15 protein-coding genes are annotated in these 16,423 nt (G+C 66.8%); 9 read left to right on the forward strand and 6 right to left on the reverse strand.

Features of this window, described 5'->3' with window-relative positions; translation table 11 throughout:
• Window positions 1–49 precede the first annotated feature (49 nt).
• Together ACJMK0_RS12060 and metX are read left to right on the forward strand one after the other, a co-directional pair.
• Entirely contained in the window at window positions 50–1,375 is a 1,326-nt protein-coding gene (locus tag ACJMK0_RS12060) for an O-acetylhomoserine aminocarboxypropyltransferase/cysteine synthase family protein (protein WP_405238668.1), read from the forward strand.
• Window positions 1,372–2,460, forward strand: a complete 1,089-nt coding sequence (metX, locus tag ACJMK0_RS12065; RefSeq protein ID WP_405238669.1) for a homoserine O-acetyltransferase MetX — start codon at window positions 1,372–1,374, stop codon at window positions 2,458–2,460. Before ACJMK0_RS12060 ends, metX begins: the two co-directional genes overlap by 4 nt.
• Before the next feature lie 17 nt (window positions 2,461–2,477).
• On the opposite strand, the gene leuB is transcribed toward metX, so the two are convergent.
• From leuB to ACJMK0_RS12095, 6 genes are all read right to left on the reverse strand, one after another.
• Window positions 2,478–3,545 carry a 3-isopropylmalate dehydrogenase gene (gene leuB, locus ACJMK0_RS12070; RefSeq protein ID WP_405238670.1) on the reverse strand — a complete coding sequence of 356 codons (1,068 nt, stop codon included), beginning with the start codon at window positions 3,543–3,545 and terminating at the stop codon, window positions 2,478–2,480.
• Window positions 3,533–4,117: a 3-isopropylmalate dehydratase small subunit gene (leuD, locus tag ACJMK0_RS12075; protein ID WP_405238671.1), complete on the reverse strand. Its 585-nt coding sequence runs from the start codon at window positions 4,115–4,117 to the stop codon at window positions 3,533–3,535. The genes leuB and leuD overlap by 13 nt, the downstream gene beginning before the upstream one ends.
• A 4-nt stretch (window positions 4,118–4,121) precedes the next feature.
• Window positions 4,122–5,531: a 3-isopropylmalate dehydratase large subunit gene (gene leuC / locus ACJMK0_RS12080; protein ID WP_405239055.1), complete on the reverse strand. Its 1,410-nt coding sequence runs from the start codon at window positions 5,529–5,531 to the stop codon at window positions 4,122–4,124.
• An 11-nt stretch (window positions 5,532–5,542) separates the two neighbouring features.
• Complete coding sequence (locus ACJMK0_RS12085) at window positions 5,543–6,505, reverse strand: branched-chain amino acid transaminase (RefSeq protein ID WP_405238672.1); 963 nt, start codon at window positions 6,503–6,505, stop codon at window positions 5,543–5,545.
• 24 nt (window positions 6,506–6,529) lie between these two features.
• Complete coding sequence (locus ACJMK0_RS12090) at window positions 6,530–8,122, reverse strand: 2-isopropylmalate synthase (protein WP_405238673.1); 1,593 nt, start codon at window positions 8,120–8,122, stop codon at window positions 6,530–6,532.
• A gap of 284 nt (window positions 8,123–8,406) precedes the next feature.
• Window positions 8,407–9,384, reverse strand: coding sequence for an NADPH:quinone oxidoreductase family protein (locus tag ACJMK0_RS12095; protein ID WP_405238674.1), 978 nt, complete (start codon window positions 9,382–9,384; stop codon window positions 8,407–8,409).
• 221 nt (window positions 9,385–9,605) lie between these two features.
• Here ACJMK0_RS12095 and ACJMK0_RS12100 point away from each other — a divergent pair, with 221 nt between their 5' ends.
• The 7 genes from ACJMK0_RS12100 to ACJMK0_RS12130 all read left to right on the forward strand — a co-directional run bounded on the left by ACJMK0_RS12100 (window position 9,606) and on the right by ACJMK0_RS12130 (window position 16,388).
• Window positions 9,606–10,826 (forward strand): acyl-CoA dehydrogenase, encoded by a 1,221-nt coding sequence (locus ACJMK0_RS12100; RefSeq protein ID WP_405238675.1) that lies wholly within the window; start codon window positions 9,606–9,608, stop codon window positions 10,824–10,826.
• Between the two features lie 397 nt (window positions 10,827–11,223).
• Window positions 11,224–12,006 (forward strand): DUF3450 domain-containing protein, encoded by a 783-nt coding sequence (locus ACJMK0_RS12105; protein ID WP_405238676.1) that lies wholly within the window; start codon window positions 11,224–11,226, stop codon window positions 12,004–12,006.
• Window positions 12,006–13,385, forward strand: a complete 1,380-nt coding sequence (locus ACJMK0_RS12110; protein ID WP_405238677.1) for a MotA/TolQ/ExbB proton channel family protein — start codon at window positions 12,006–12,008, stop codon at window positions 13,383–13,385. The genes ACJMK0_RS12105 and ACJMK0_RS12110 overlap by 1 nt, the downstream gene beginning before the upstream one ends.
• A 12-nt stretch (window positions 13,386–13,397) precedes the next feature.
• Window positions 13,398–13,925, forward strand: a complete 528-nt coding sequence (locus ACJMK0_RS12115) for a MotA/TolQ/ExbB proton channel family protein (protein WP_405233341.1) — start codon at window positions 13,398–13,400, stop codon at window positions 13,923–13,925.
• Window positions 13,926–13,946: 21 nt separating this feature from the next.
• Entirely contained in the window at window positions 13,947–14,360 is a 414-nt protein-coding gene (locus ACJMK0_RS12120; RefSeq protein ID WP_405233340.1) for an ExbD/TolR family protein, read from the forward strand.
• Window positions 14,361–14,434: 74 nt separating this feature from the next.
• Window positions 14,435–15,037, forward strand: coding sequence for an energy transducer TonB (locus tag ACJMK0_RS12125; RefSeq protein ID WP_405239057.1), 603 nt, complete (start codon window positions 14,435–14,437; stop codon window positions 15,035–15,037).
• Between the two features lie 34 nt (window positions 15,038–15,071).
• Window positions 15,072–16,388: a tetratricopeptide repeat protein gene (locus ACJMK0_RS12130; RefSeq protein ID WP_405238678.1), complete on the forward strand. Its 1,317-nt coding sequence runs from the start codon at window positions 15,072–15,074 to the stop codon at window positions 16,386–16,388.
• Window positions 16,389–16,423 lie beyond the last annotated feature (35 nt).

Genomic DNA, 16,423 nt, shown 5'->3' on the forward strand with positions numbered 1-16,423 from the left:
CCGCACACGACGAATCAACGGAACCTCACAAGGGAGAGAGGACAGAGCGATGGCACTGGACAAAAGCAAGCTTCATTACGAGACCCTGCAGATCCACGCCGGCCAGGAGCCGGCACCGGGCACGAACTCGCGGGCGGTCCCCATCTATCAGACCACCTCGTACACGTTCGACGACACGGCGCATGGCGCGCGCCTGTTCGGCCTGGAGGAGTTCGGCAACATCTACTCCCGGATCATGAATCCGACCAACGACGTCTTCGAGCAGCGGGTGGCCGCGCTGGAGGGCGGCGTGGCGGCGCTGGCGACGGGCAGCGGCCAGGCGGCCCAGTTCCTGGCCATCACCACGGTGGCGCAGGCGGGCGAGAACATCGTCGCCCGCAGCTCGCTCTACGGCGGTACCTACAACCAGTTCAAGGTCTCGCTGCCGCGGCTCGGCATCGACGTGCGCTTCGTCGAGGGCGACGCGCTCGAGGACTATGCGGCCGCCATCGACGAGAACACGAAGGCGCTGTACGTCGAGTCGATCGGTAACCCGGGCTTCGACGTGCCGGACTTCCGGGCGCTGGCCGATCTCGCTCACGACAACGGCATCCCGCTGATCGTGGACAACACGCTGGGCTGCTGCGGCTACATCGTGCGGCCGATCGACCACGGCGCCGATATCGTGGTGCAGTCCGCCACCAAGTGGATCGGCGGCCACGGCACCACCATCGGCGGCGTCATCGTCGACTCCGGTCGCTTCGACTGGTCGAACGGCAAGTTCCCCGTCTTCACCGACCCGTCGCCCGGCTACCACGGTCTGAAATTCGCCGAGGTGTTCGGGCCGGAAGGGCCGTTCGGCAACATCGCCTTCATCATCCGTGCCCGCGTGGAGGGCCTGCGCGACATCGGCCCCGCGCTGAGTCCGTTCAACTCCTTCCTGCTGCTGCAGGGGCTGGAGACGCTGTCGCTGCGGGCCCAGCGCCATGCCGACAACTCGCTGGAACTCGCCCGCTGGCTGGGCGAGCAGGCCGACGTCTCGTTCGTGAACTACCCGGGCCTCGAGTCCCACCCCTATCACGAGCGGGCGAAGCAGTATTTCACCAACGGTTTTGGCGCGGTGCTGACCTTCGGCATCCGCGGCGGCGCCGAGGCGGGCAGGCGCTTCATCGAGTCGGTGGAGCTGGCCAGCCATCTCGCCAACGTGGGCGACGCGAAGACACTCGTGATCCACCCGGCGACCACCACGCACCAGCAGCTGAGCGAGGCAGAGCAGCGTTCCGCGGGTGTGACGCCGGACATGATCCGGGTATCCGTGGGTATCGAGCACATCGACGACATCAAGGCGGACTTCGAGCAGGCCTTCACCAGGGCCCGGAGCCGGGACGCCGCATGAGCCTGCCTCCCGGCATCGCCCGCTGGCTCTCGTCGGACACCCGCTACCGGGAGCTCCCCGGCCCGTTCCGTCTCGAGAGCGGCGAGACCGTGGACGACCCGGTGGTCGCCTACCGGACCTGGGGCACGCCGAACCGGGACGGTACCAACGCGGTGCTCGTATGCCATGCGCTCACCGGCTCGGCCGATGCCGATGACTGGTGGGCGGGCATGCTGGGGCCGGGCAGGGCGCTGGATCCGGAGCGGGACTTCATCGTCTGCAGCAACGTGCTCGGCGGCTGCTACGGCACGTCGGGGCCGCTGTCGCCGACGCCGGACGGCGGCCGGCGGCAGGGGGGCGACTTCCCCCGCGTGACGGTGCGCGACATGGTGCACCTGCAGCGGCGCCTGCTGGATGCGCTGGGCGTCGGCCGGCTGGCACTGGTGATCGGCCCGTCGCTCGGCGGGATGCAGGTGCTGGAGTGGGCGGCCTGCTATCCGGACCGGGTGGAGGCCATCGCCCCCATCGGTGTCTCGGCCCGACACAGCGCCTGGTGCATCGGCATCAGCGAGGCCCAGCGCCAGGCGATCTGGCGGGATCCGCTGTGGCGGGACGGGCATTACCCGGACGACGCGCCGCCGCGTCAGGGCATGGCGGTGGCGCGCATGATCGCGATGGTCAGCTACCGGAGCTGGGACAACTTCGAGAGCCGCTTCGGGCGGGAGAAGGCGCATCCGGACCTCTTCCAGGTGGAGTCCTACCTGCGCTACCAGGGGGACAAGCTGGTGGACCGTTTCGATGCGGCGGCCTACGTGCGTCTGACCCAGGCCATGGACAGCCACGACCTGGGCCGCGGCCGCGGCGAGCTGGAGACGGTGCTGGCCGGCCTGCGCCAGCCCGCCCTGGTGGTCTCCGTCAGCTCCGACGTACTCTACCCGCCCGCCGAGCAGCGCTACCTCGCCGACCACCTGCCGAACGCCCGCTACGAGGTGCTGGACACCCCCCACGGGCACGACGGTTTCCTGATCGACCTGGAGGCGCTGGGCGAACTGGTGCGGGAGTTCCGCCGCAGCCTCGCTGCGCCGCGGGCGCTGGCAACCGGCTGAGGCCGCCCGGCGGCCCCTCAGGTCTCGCCCAGACGCTCGATCACGGCGGCGGTCATCTCCCGCGTTCCCAGGAAGGCATGCCCCGGCGCGGCGATGTCCGCGGTCCGGGCGCCGCCGCGGATAGCGGCCGCCACGGCGCGCTCCACTTCGTCCGCTTCCTGGTGCAGGCCGAGGCTGTAGCGCAGCAGCATCGCCGCGCTGGCGATGGTGGCGCAGGGGTTGGCGGCGTCCCGGCCGGCGATGTCGGGAGCCGAACCGTGGATGGGCTCGTACAGGCCCCGGGTGCCGGCGCCCAGCGAGGCCGACGGCAGCATGCCGAGCGAGGCGGACAGCATCGAGGCTTCGTCGGTCAGGATGTCCCCGAACATGTTCTCGGTGACGATGACGTCGAAGTCCGCCGGCCGGCTGATGAGATGCATGGCCGCGGCATCGACCAGCACATGCTCCAGTTCCACCTCGGGGAACTCCGCCGATACTATCTCCGTGGTGACCCGGCGCCACAGGCGTGAGGTCTCCAGCACGTTGGCCTTGTCCACCGACGCGAGCCGGCCGCGCCGGTCCCGCGCCAGTCCCGCGGCCACCCGGACGATGCGCTCGATCTCGAGTCGGGTATAGCGGCACAGATCGGAGGCGCTGTCCGCGTCGCGGTGTTTCTCCCCGAAATAAATACCGCCGGTGAGTTCGCGCACCACCATGAGGTCGGTGCCCTGCAGCCGTTCCGCGCGGATGGCGGAGGCGTCGAACAGTTCCGGCAGCGGCCGCACGGGTCTGAGATTGGCGAAGACGCTCAGCGCCGAGCGCAGGTCCAGCAGGCCTTGCTCGGGTCGCACCGGTGCCTCCGGATCGGACCACTTCGGCCCGCCGACGGCGCCCAGCAGCACGGCGTCCGCGCGGGTGCAGAGCTCCAGCGTATCGGAGGGGAGGGCGCTGCCGCGGCTGTCGATCGCGGCGCCGCCGACGAGCCCCTCGTGCATCTCGAAGCGGTGGCCGTGCCGCGACGCCACGGCCTCGAGCACTCGCCGGCCGGCCTCCGTCACCTCGGGGCCGATGCCGTCCCCGGGCAGCAGGGCGATCAGGGCTTCCATGGCCGTGTCGTCTCGAAGCGGGCGATGGCTTCCTCCTGACTCAGCAGGAAGCCGAGCTGATCGGTGCCCTGCATCAGACAGTAGCGGGCAAAGGCCTCGATGCGGAAGCGGTGCTCGCGGCCGTCGGGCAGCGTGAGTGTATTGCTCTCGAGGTCCAGGACCACGTTCGCCCCGGGATGATCCAGCAGCCAGCGGTGCAACTCGGCGGGCACGTCCACCGGCAGCAGGCCGTTCTTCAGCGCGTTGCTGCGGAAGATGTCCGCGATCTCGGTACTGATGACGGCGCGGATGCCGTAATCCGCGAGCGCCCAGGCCGCGTGCTCGCGGGAGGAGCCGCAGCCGAAATTATTGCCGGCGACGAGTATCGTACGGCCCGCGTTCTGCGGATCGTTCAGCACGAAGTCCGGGTTCTCGCTGCCGTCCTCGCGATAGCGCCAGTCCGCGAACAGGGCCTCGCCGAGCCCCTCCTTGCTGGTGGTGGTCAGGAAGCGGGCGGGGATGATCTGGTCGGTGTCGACGTCGCTCTGGTCGATGACGACCGTGGGCGATTCGATGCGGGTGACGGGTTCCATGGGCTCAGACTCCTTCCAGCAGCGGCCGCGGGTCGGCGATGCGGCCGGCGACGGCGGAGGCGGCGGCCGTCAGCGGGCTCGCCAGCACCGTGCGGGCGCCCGCGCCCTGTCGGCCCTCGAAGTTGCGGTTGCTGGTGCTGACCGAGAGCTTGCCGCGGGGCACCGTGTCGCCGTTCATGCCCAGGCACATGGAGCAGCCGGACTCACGCCATTCGGCGCCGGCCGCGCGGAATACCTCGTCCAGACCTCTTTCCTCGGCCTGCCGCTTGACCTGCTGCGAGCCCGGTACCACCAGCATGCGGACGTTGTCCGCGACGCGCCGGCCGCGCAGGATGCCGGCCACCTGCTCGAGGTCCGACAACCGGGAGTTGGTGCAGCTGCCGACGAAGACGACGTCCACCGGCGTACCCGCGATCGGCCGGCCGCTCTCGAGCCCCATGTAGTCCAGGGCCTTGGCGAAGGCCGGTCCCGGCCCCTCCGGTATGTTCTCGGTCACGGGGACGACCATGCCCGGGTTGGTGCCGAAGGTGACCATGGGTGCGAGGCTCGAGGCATCGATGCGCACCTCCCGGTCGAATGCGGCATCGTCGTCGGTGGCGAGCGCCCGCCAGCGGGCCAGCGCCCGCTCCCATTCCTCGCCCTGGGGCACCCGCGGGCGGCCCCAGAGATACTCGAAGGTGGTGTCGTCCGGCGCGATCATGCCGGCGCGCGCCCCGGCCTCGATGGACATGTTGCAGATGGTCATCCGGGCCTCCATGTCCAGCGCGCGAATGGCATCGCCCCGGTACTCGATGACGTGGCCCGTGCCGCCGTCGACCCCGATCTCGCCGATGATGGCGAGAATGATGTCCTTGGCGGAGACGCCCGGTCCGAGCCGGCCCGTGACCTCGATGGCCAGTGTCTTCGGCCGGCGCTGCAGCAGGCACTGGGTGGCGAGCACGTGGCCCACTTCCGTGGTGCCGATGCCGAAGGCCAGCGCCCCGAAGGCCCCGTGGGTCGACGTATGGCTGTCGCCGCAGACAATGGTCTTGCCGGGCTGGGTGGCCCCGAGTTCGGGGCCGATGACGTGGACGATGCCGCGGGCGTCACTGTCGAAGCCGAGCAGCTCGATGCCGAACTCCCGGCAGTTCGCCTCCATGCGGCGGATCTGGTTGGCCGCGCTCTCGCCGACCACCTCGATGTCGGCGAGCGTGCGCACCGGCGTCGTCGGCGTGGAATGGTCCATGGTCGCCAGCGTGAGGTCCGGACGGCGCACGGGCAGGCCGCGCTCGCGCAGCACGCTGAAGGCCTGCGGGGTGGTGACCTCGTGGATCAGGTGCAGATCGATGTAGAGGACCGCCGGCGTCTCGTCGGTCTCGGGCACGACGACGTGCTGGTTCCAAACCTTCTCGAACAGGGTCTGCGCTCCGTTCATGTCGATCGAACTCATGCGCTGGCGGCCCCTGCTGCCGTGCCGGCCGCCTCGACCGGCTCCAGCCAGCCGCGGGTATCCTGGGTCTCGCCGGTGAACAGGCCGAAGAAGGCCTGCTGCAGGCGGGCCGTGACCGGCCCACGGCGGCCGTCGCCGACCTGGATGCGGTCCACGGAGCGGATGGGCGTCACCTCGGCCGCAGTGCCGGTGAAGAAGAGTTCGTCGGCGAGGTAGAGCATTTCGCGCGGGATGTTCTGGTAGATCACCGGCAGGCCCATGTCCTCGGCCAGGCAGATCACCGTGTGGCGCGTGATGCCGTTCAGGATGGAGGAGGAGACCGGCGGCGTGTACAGCGTGCCGTCGCGCACCAGGAAGAGATTCTCGCCCGCACCCTCGCTGACCAGGCCGTCGGTGGAGAGCGCGATGCCCTCGGCGAAACCGAGCCGCTTTGCCTCCATGCTGATGAGCTGACTGGACAGATAGTTTCCGCCCGCCTTGGCCATGGCCGGCATGGTGTTCGGGGCGACCCGCTGCCAGGAAGAGACACAGACGTCCACGCCTTTCTCCAGCCCCTCGGCGCCGAGGTAGGCGCCCCATTCCCAGGCGGCCACGGCGACGTCGATCGGGTGATCGTCTTTCGGGGACAGTCCCACCTCGCCGTAGCCCCTGAGGGCCACCGGCCGGATGTAGGCGCCGTTGTTCAGCTCGTTCTCGATCACGACGCGGTGGCACACCTGCATGAGTTCGTCGAACGGATACGGGATGCGCATGCGGTAGATCTTCGCCGAGTCGTACATGCGCTGCATGTGGTCGTGCAGGCGGAATACCCGGCTGCCGGCGGGCGTCTTGTAGACGCGGATGCCCTCGAATACGGACGAGCCGTAATGCAGGGCGTGAGCGAGGACGTGCACCTTGGCCTGGTCCCACGGCAGCATCTCGCCGTTGAACCAGATGTACTTGCTCGCATGGATGGTCATACGAAACTCCTGACGGCCGGGCCGTTAAATGGTTGCGATCTCGCCGGCATCCGGCGCAGGGGTGATCTCCAGCCCTGACTGCTGGCGGCGGATGATCCTGTTGGTGACTTCCAGCCAGGCCAGGGCGCCGGCTTCGACGATGTCGGTGCTGACGCCGTGGCCGCGGAACGTCACGCCATTATATTCCACCGTGACCGTGGCCTCACCCTGCGCGTCCTCGCCCTTGGTGACGCTGCGCAGGTCGAAATTGCGCAGCACCAGGTGGATGCCCGTGATCCGCTCCACGGCCTGGCAGGCGGCCGCGATGGGGCCGTCGCCGACGGCCGCCTCTTCCGGGCAATCGCCGCTCTCGTGGCGCAGGCGCACCGAGGCGGTGGCGGTGGACCCCGTGCCGGAGTTGACGTTCAGCACCTCCAGCACCCAGGGGCCGGGCGCCGCGCCCTCGGCATTCAGTATGAGTGCCTCGATGTCGGCGTCGTAGAGCTCCTTCTTGCGGTCCGCCAGCTTCTTGAACTCCTGGAACGCGCGGTTCAGCTCGAAGTCGTCCAGATCGAAGCCGAGTTCCCGCACCCGGTCGCGGAAGGCGTGGCGGCCGCTGTGCTTGCCGAGCACCAGATTGGATCGGCTGATGCCGACGTCTTCCGGCCGCATGATCTCGTAGGTCGAGGCGTGCTTCAGCATGCCGTGCTGGTGGATGCCGGCCTCGTGGGCGAAGGCGTTCTCCCCGACGACGGCCTTGTTCCGGGGTATGTGGATGCCGGTGATGCTGGAGACGAGCCGGGAGGTGGGATAGAGGCGGGTCGTATCCAGGCCCGTGTCCACGCCGAAATACTCGCGGCGGGTCTTCAGCGCCATCACCACCTCTTCCAGCGAGCAGTTGCCCGCGCGCTCGCCGATGCCGTTGATGGTGCATTCCACCTGACGGGCGCCGCCGCGCACGGCCGACAGGCTGTTCGCCACCGCCATGCCGAGGTCGTCGTGGCAGTGCACCGAGAGCACGACGTCGTCGATGCCCGGCACATGCTGCTTGAGGTAGCGGAACAGGTCGTAGAATTCGCCGGGCACGGTGTAGCCGACCGTGTCGGGGATGTTGATGGTCCCGGCGCCGGCCTCGACGGCCGCGGTGACCACCTCGGCCAGATAGGGAAGCTCCGTGCGGGATGCGTCTTCCGGCGAGAACTCGACGTCGTCGCAGAACTCCCGGGCCATCCTGATGGCGCCGGTAGCGCTCTGGATGATCTCCTCCTTGGCCATGTTCAGCTTGTGCGTGCGATGGATTTCGCTGGTGGCCACGAACACGTGGATGCGGGGCTTCGCCGCCGGCTGCACCGCTTTCCAGGCCTTCTCGATGTCCTCGGGATTGCAGCGCGCCAGGCTGCAGACGGCGGGCCCCTCGATCTCGCTCGCGATCGCCCGCACGGACTCGAAGTCCCCCGGGGAGGCCGCGGCGAAACCCGCCTCGATGACGTCGACCCGGAGTTCGGCAAGCGCCGTGGCCACCCGGAGCTTCTCCCGCAGCGTCATGCTGCAGCCCGGCGCCTGCTCGCCGTCACGCAGTGTGGTGTCGAAAATCCGGACCCGGTCGCCGTCGTTTCGGTCGCCGTCGTCAATGCTCATACGTCCTCTCCGTCAAAAAAAAACCCCGCGACCTTTCGGATGCGGGGTTTGCCTTCTCGTTCGCCTTGCCTGTCGGCTACCCGCGCATGCTCCCCTGGAGGGCAAGAAGAAGGAGGCCGGACAGCAGAACGGCACGCGGGCTGCGTGCGGTCGGGCGTCCGGTGTTGTGCGGTGCGTCGGTCATCGCGGCGATAATGTTGCATGCCCGTCCGGGTGTCAACTGCCAGGTTGTTGTTTTCGCTCGCATAGTTGCGGCTGACACTAATCCGGCCCGCGCTCCCGGCTCAGGCGACGGTCACGATCACCTTGCCGAGGGCCTTGCGCTCGGCCAGCGTCGCCAGCGCCTCGCCGGCCTCTTCCAGCGGGAAAGTGCCCGAGATATGGGGCTTCAGCTTGCCCTGGGCGACGTACTCGAGCAGCTCCCGCGTGTTCTCCTCGTGGGCCTTCGGTTCCCGCTGGGTGAAGGCGCCCCAGAACACGCCGACGATCTCGCAGCCCTTCAGCAAAGCGAGATTGACGGGCACCTTGGGGATCTCTCCCGAGGCGAAGCCGATGACCAGCACGCGGCCCTTCCAGGCGACCGAGCGCATGCACTGGTCGAACAGGTCGCCGCCGACCGGATCGTAGATCACGTCGGCGCCACGGCCGTCGGTGAGTTCCTTCACCCGTTCCTTGAGGCTCTCCTCGGTGTAATTGATGAAATCGCTGGCACCGTACTCGCCTGCGAGGTCCAGCTTCTCCTTGCTGCTGGCGGCCGCGATCACCCGCGCGCCCATGAGCTTGCCGAGTTCCACCGCCGCCAGACCCACGCCGCCGGCCGCGCCGAGCACCAGCAGCGTCTCGCCGGGCTGCAGCCGGGCGCGCTGCTTCAGCGCGTGGTAGGAGGTGCCGTAGGTCAGTATGAAACCGGCAGCCGTCTCGTAGTCCATATTGTCCGGTATCGGCACCACGGCGACGGCCGGCAGGCAGATCTCTTCCGCCATGCCGCCATGGCCGGTCATGCCGAGGACTCGCTGGCCCGGCCGCAGGTGTTCGACGCCCGCGCCGAGGCCGACCACCTCGCCCGATACCTCGCCGCCGGGGGAGAAGGGCATCGGCGGCTTCGACTGATATTTGCCCGCCATCATCAGGATGTCGGGGAAGTTCACGCCGCAGGCGTGCACGCGTACCTTGACCTCGCCCGGACCGGGTTCCGGGGACTCGACCTCCTCGACGACGAGGCTGCGGGGCGGTCCGTACTCTTTACATAGTGCTGCTTTCACGTTGCCTCCGTTGGCAGGGACGATTGCGTGGTGCTCTCGCGCGCACGGGCAGTGCGTCGTGGCGCGAGAGTCTAGCATCCCTGTGCGGCACGGATGCCGGGCGCGGGCCGCTGGCACGCCGTCCGACCCCGCGTTATGCTCTCCGGGCTGTGCAGCGCGTGCGCTCTTTGCGCGGCAGCGGCGGCGCATGTCCTTACCCTTCATTCCAGAGCGGAGTCCGCATGAATTTCGAATATTCCGACAAGGTGAACCGGCTGCGCGAGCGCGTGACCGAGTTCATGAACGAGTACGTCTACCCGAACGAAGCGGCGTACGAGGAGTACATCGACGCGAGCGAGGATCGCTGGGTCATACCGCCGGTCATGGAGGAGCTGAAGGCGAAGGCGAAGGAGGCCGGGCTGTGGAACCTGTTCCTGCCCGAGAGCGAGTACGGCGCAGGCCTCAGCAACCTGGAGTACGCACCGCTGGCGGAGATCATGGGCCGCTCGCCCATCGCTCCCGAGGTCTTCAACTGTGCGGCGCCGGATACCGGCAACATGGAGGTGCTGGTCCGTTACGGCAACGACGAGCAGCGCCGCGAATGGCTGGAGCCGCTGCTGGAGGGTCGCATCCGCTCGGCGTTCGCGATGACCGAACCGGCGGTGGCCTCGTCCGATGCCACGAATATCGAGGCCTCCATCGTGCGCGATGGCGACGAGTACGTCATCAACGGCCGCAAGTGGTGGACCTCCGGCGCCATGGACCCCCGCTGCGAGATCTTCATCTTCATGGGCAAGACCAACCCGGACGCGGATCGCCATTCCCAGCAGTCCATGATCCTGGTGCCACGGGCCACGCCCGGCGTCACCGTCGTGCGGCCGCTCACCGTCTACGGTTACGACGACGCGCCCCACGGCCACGCCGAGGTGTCGTTCGAAGACGTCCGCGTGCCGGTCTCGAACCTGCTGCTGGGAGAGGGCCGCGGATTCGAGATCGCTCAGGGCCGGCTCGGGCCGGGTCGTATCCATCACTGCATGCGCTGCATCGGCGCGGCCGAGCGGGCGCTCGAGGCCATGTGCAAGCGTGCCGACGAGCGGGTCGCATTCGGCCGGCCGCTGGCCAATCAGGGCGTCGTCCGGGAGGCTATTGCGAATTCCCGCATGGAGATCGATCAGGCCAGGCTCCTGACCCTGAAGGCGGCCGACATGATGGACAAGGTGGGCAACAAGGTGGCCCGTGCCGAGATCGCCATGATCAAGGTGGTGGCCCCGACGATGGCGCTGAACGTGCTCGATCGCGCCATCCAGGTGCACGGCGGCGGCGGTGTCTGCCAGGACTTCAGCCTCGCCCGCACGTGGGCGAACCTGCGTACGCTGCGCATGGCGGACGGGCCGGACGAGGTGCATCGCAACAGCCTGGCGAAGCTCGAACTCGGCCGGCAGCGCAGCCTGCGGGGCACGTGACGGAACCTCGTCAGCGGGACTGGCGCGCCGGATCGCGTATGTTATGCTTCGCGGCAGTGTGACCCGCCGCAAGGCCGGGACGCCCGGCGTGTTCCGGTTACGGCCGAACGCGTCGGCGGCGGGGGCGCGGATGCCGGTTCTCGACCGGCGGCCTTCACAGTCGCAGCAGGGGAGAGTGCTGCAGGCAACAGCAGGGCGGGCCGCTTGCGGCGGTGCCCCGCTGTGTTTATGCACTCCCTCCTATCTGTAGTATGGTGTATGGCCGGTGGTGGCGGGGCAGCACCGTTGCTGGCATGTTGCCGGCTTGCAAGGCCGGACGAGACAGCGCGGGTGGTCCTCAAAGAACTGTCACGAATAATTATTAGGATTGTTGTCCGGACTTAACCAAGGAGCGTTCATGAAACCGTGGAATTCGGGAGCACGGCATCTGGCCGTTGCGATCGTGTCGACAGCGTTGATCGCCGGGGGCGGTGTCGCTGTCGCACAGACCGTCGATTCCGTCCTCAGGGCTGAGCAGCAGCGGCTCGCTCAGAACCGCGAGGCTCAGCAGCGGATCGACCGTGTGGTACAGCAGACCCGGAGTCTGGTCGACGACTACAAGGCGGTCACCAAGGAGATCGACGGGCTCAAGATCTACAACCGGCTGATGGAAGCGCAGACAGGGAAGCAGCAGGCCCGGCTGGACGAGATCAACGAGTCCCTTGACAAGGCGACCGTCATCAATCGCCAGATCTATCCGCTGATGGAGCGCATGATCGAGGGTCTTGAGCAGTTCGTACAACTGGACATCCCGTTCCTCCTCGAAGAGCGCACCCAGCGCATCGATACACTGAAGGATCTGATGGACGAGCCCAACGTGTCCGTCGCGGAAAAGTTCCGCAAGGTCATGGAAGCCTTCCAGATCGAGAACGAGTTCGGACGCACCATCGAGTCGTACACGGACACCATCGAGATCGACGGCGGCGTGCGCGAGGTCGAGTTCCTGCGTATCGGCCGGGTAGCGCTGCTGTTCCAGAGCGCCGACGGCAGCATGACCGGGGTCTGGGACCAGGAGGCGAAATCCTGGGACATGTCCGATGAGCACCGTAACGAGGTCAAGAAGGGCCTGCGCGTCGCCAACGAGCTGATCGCGCCCGAACTGCTCCTTCTGCCCGTGCCCGCACCTGAGGAGGCCGGCTGATGAAGAAGATCGTAACCATAGCCGCTACCGGCCTGCTCGCATTCGGCCTCGGCAGCGGCAGCGCGACCGCGCAGGAAGCTGCCTCCCTGGACGAACTCCTGGACATGGTGAAGCAGGGCCAGGCGCGCGAAGCACGCGAGAACGAACAGCGTCTGGCGGAATTCCGCCGGCGTCAGTCCGAGCAGCAGGCGCTGCTGAACCAGGCGAGGAACGAACGCGCCTCCCTCGAGCAGCGCGGCGAGCAGCTCGAGGAGCTTTTCGAGGAGAACAACCGCAAGCTGGCCACCGCAGCCGCGGAACTCGACGAGCGTCTCGGCTCGCTGAAGGAGTTGTTCGGCGTGCTGCAGCAGGTGGCCGGCGATACGCAGAGCACGTTCCAGAATTCGCTCATCAGTGCGCAGTATCCGGGCCGTGAACAGTTCCTGGTTGAACTCGGTGCCACGATGGCCAGCACCACGAGGCTCGCTTCCATCGAGGACATCGAGCGTCTCTGGTTCGAGCTGCAGCGGCAGATGACCGAGAGCGGCAAGGTCGTGCAGTTCGACCGCAGCGTCATCCTGGCCGACGGCGCCGAATCCACTATTCCGGTGGTCCGGGTCGGCACCTTCAACATCGTCGGCGACGGCATTTATCTGAACTACACCTCCGAGACCGGCAACGTGGTCGAGCTGCAGCGTCAGCCGGAACAGGCGCGGTACACAGACTCCACGGCGGCCCTGTTCGACGCGGACAACGGAACGGTGACCTTCGGTCTCGACCCGACCCGCGGAGGCATCCTCGCCCAGCTGGTGGATCGCCCGACGCTGCGTGAGCGCATCGATCAGGGTGGCGTGGTCGGCTACAGCATCATCGGCCTGGGTCTGCTCGGCCTGCTGATCGCGTTGGTCTCCCTGTTCAGCCTGGTGATCGCCGACCGCAAGGTGAGCTCGCAGCTGAAGACCGACAAGCCGAACAGCAACAACCCGCTCGGCCGCGTGCTCGGTGCCTACGAGGACAACAAGAACGTGGACACCGAAACCCTGGAGCTGAAACTGAGCGAAGCGGTGCTGAAGGAAGCGCCGAAGCTCAGCCGGGGCCTGTTGTTCGTGAAGGTGATCTCCGTCGTCGCACCGCTGGCCGGTCTGCTCGGCACCGTGACGGGCATGATCAAGACCTTCCAGGTCATCACGCTCTACGGCGCCGGCGATCCGAAGCTCATGGCGGGCGGCATCTCCCAGGCACTGGTCACGACCGTGCTCGGCCTGGTGGTCGCCATCCCGATGGTGCTTCTGCACACGTTCCTGCAGGGCCGCAGCAAGCGGATTCTGAATATCCTGCAGGAGCAGAGCGCGGGCATCATCGCCGAGCACTCGGAAGCCGAACACAAGTCGGCAAGCTAGGGGAGGCCGCACATGGTCTGGCTCGAAGACGCACTCCTCGCCGTACGAGACTTCATGGAACTCGGCGGGCCGGTGCTGAACCTGATCGCGGTGACGATCTTCGTCATGTGGCTGCTGATCGTCGAGCGCCTGATATTCTTCCGCGGCAATCTGCGGGCTCTGTCCCGGCAGGTGCTGGAGGATTGGGAGGCGCGGCCCGAGCGCCAGTCCTGGAACGCCCATCAGATCCGGGATGCGATGATTTCCCGGGTCTCGATGGCGGCCAATCAGGGGCTCGGTTTCATCAAGACGCTCGTGGCGCTGTGTCCGCTGCTCGGGCTGCTCGGTACGGTGACCGGCATGATCGAGGTCTTCGAGGTCATGGCGTTTGCCGGCAGCGGCAACGTACGCTCGATGGCCGCGGGTGTCTCCAAGGCCACCATTCCCACGATGGCCGGCATGGTCGGCGCACTTTCCGGCGTCCTGCTTGTCACAATATTATCGAGACGCGCGGAGCATGAGGTGATCATGCTCGAAGACTCGCTGACCATGGATCACTAGAGTTCACCAGAGGACCGAATAATGCGCAGACCGATCGGCGCCATGGGCGGCGCAGAAGAGGAAGAAAACGAGATCAACCTGACACCCATGCTCGACGTGGTGTTCATAATGCTGATCTTCTTCATCGTGACGGCTTCGTTCATCAAGGAAGCCGGCATCGATGTGAACCGGCCGGATGCTCCGACGGCGGAGCGGAAGGAGAACGCCAACATCCTGATTGCGATCAGCGACAACAACGAGATCTGGATCGACCGGCGCCGCGTGGATCCGCGCGCGGTGCGGGCCAACATCGAACGGCTGCACGCCGAGAACCCGAAGGGATCGGTGGTGATCCAGGCGGACAAGAAGTCCTACAACGAGACGCTGGTGCAGGTCATGGATGCGGCGCGGCAGGCCGGCGTGTACAACGTCTCGATTGCCGCCAACGAGGACTGAGGACGACGCCGATGGCGGGCAGGCGGCCGTTCACTGACAAGGGTTCCGGTTTCCGGAACGGAGGCTAGAGTATGATCGTCCGGTATATCATCTCCATCGTGAGCGGGGTCGCCGTGACCTTCGGGCTGCTGTTCCTGATGCAGTTCCTGATCGAGACCGGTGAGAGTGCGCTGACGGATCCCCAGAAGCGCTATTTCCTTGACTTCGTCCGCGTGAAGAAACAGGAGATAGTGAACGTCGAGGAGCCCAAGCCGGAGAAGCCGCCCAAGCCGCAGCAGCCGCCGCCGGATACGCCGCCGCCGTCCCAGGACGACATCGATCCGAACGCCCCGGCCATCAACGTGCGGCCGCCTTCCTCGTCCACCGACGTGAGCATCTCCGGGCCGGGCAGCCTGTCCTACACCGACGGCGAGTACCTGCCTATCGTTCGCGTCGCTCCCATCTACCCTAGCCGGGCCTTGTCCCGGGGCATCGAGGGGTACGTGGATCTCGAATTCACGGTGACCACGGCGGGTACGGTCAAGGACCCGGTGGTGATCTACTCGACCAGCAGCCTGTTCAACCGAGCGGCCATGCGCGCCGTGCTCAAGTTCAAGTACAAGCCGCGCGTCGTGGACGGTCAGCCGGTCGAGGTGCCAGGCGTGAAGACGCGCATCCGCTTCGAACTGGAGGACTGACGGCGTCCGGGACAGCCATTAACGGGATTCACTGATGATGACGAAATTCTTCACACGGAACTTCCGCAGCACGCTGCTGGCTGCCCTGGTTGGCGTCTGCATGGCGTCTCTTGCGCCCACGGCCGTGGCCCAAGACGACCAGGAGGCGCGTGACAATCAGAAGACGCGCAAGGCGGAGGCGCTCAGCAAGGCTGTCTACGAGAAGCTGACCGAAGCCCAGGAGCTGGCGGACAACCAGCAGTTCAATCAGGCCATCCGCGTGCTGGATGGACTCGCCCGCGACGAGGGTCTGAGCGACTACGAGCGGGCCAACATGCTCAACTTCTACGGCTTCATCTACTACAACCAGGGCAACACGGCGAAGGCCGTGGAATCGTACGAGCGGCTGCTCTCGATCCCGGAACTCGAGCCGCAGCTGCGTACACAGACCCTGTATACGCTCGCCCAGCTCTACGCGGTGCAGGAGAATTTCCCGAAGACGATCCAGCTGCTGAAGGAGTGGTTCCAGATCGCCAACAATCCGGGTCCCCAGGCCTACGTCCTGCTCGGGCAGTCCTATGCCCAGACGGAGCAGTACGATCTGATGATCCCCCAGATCGAGAAGGCCATCGAGGTTGCGCGTGAGCGCGATACCGAGATCCGCGAGGAGTGGTGGAACCTGCTGTATTACGGTTATTACCAGCAGAACAACTTCGCCAAGGTCAAGGACATCCTGAAGATCCTGCTGGCCAACTGGCCGAAGAAGAACTACTGGACGGCGCTGGCCGGCGTCTATTCGGAGCTCGGCGAAGAGAAGAACATGCTGGCCGCCTACGATGCCGCCTACACGCAGAATCTGCTGTCCTCCGAGAGCGAACTCGTGACCCTCGCCCAGCTCTATCTGCAGGGCGAGATTCCCTACAAGGCCGCCAAGGTCCTGTCCGAGGGCATGGAGAACGGCAACATCGAGGAGACGGGCAAGAACTACCGGCTGCTGTCCCAGGCGTGGCAGCTCGCCCAGGAGCCCGACCAGGCGGTCCCGGCGCTGCAGCAGGCGGCACGGCTCAGCGACGACGGTGAGCTGAACGCCCGCCTGGCGGTCGCCTACCTCAACCTGGACCGCTACGAGGACTGCATACAGGCGGGTCGTCAGGCGTTGGACAAGGGCGGTGTGCGCGAGCCGAACGACGTGCGCATCACCATCGGCATGTGCCAGTACAACCTGGATCGTTACCAGGATGCGCGGCAGACCTTCATGGTGGTCCGCCGGGACGATGAGTACCAGAAGATCGGCAGCCAGTGGATCAGCGTGATCGACGGCGAGATCCAGCGGCTCGAGCAGCTGCGTCAGGCCATCGCCCAGAACGAGTAATCGTCAGCATCATTACGGGCCGGCGCATGCGCCGG

Source organism: Lentisalinibacter orientalis (genome assembly GCF_040706535.1).
Lineage (GTDB): Bacteria > Pseudomonadota > Gammaproteobacteria > Steroidobacterales > Woeseiaceae > Lentisalinibacter > Lentisalinibacter orientalis.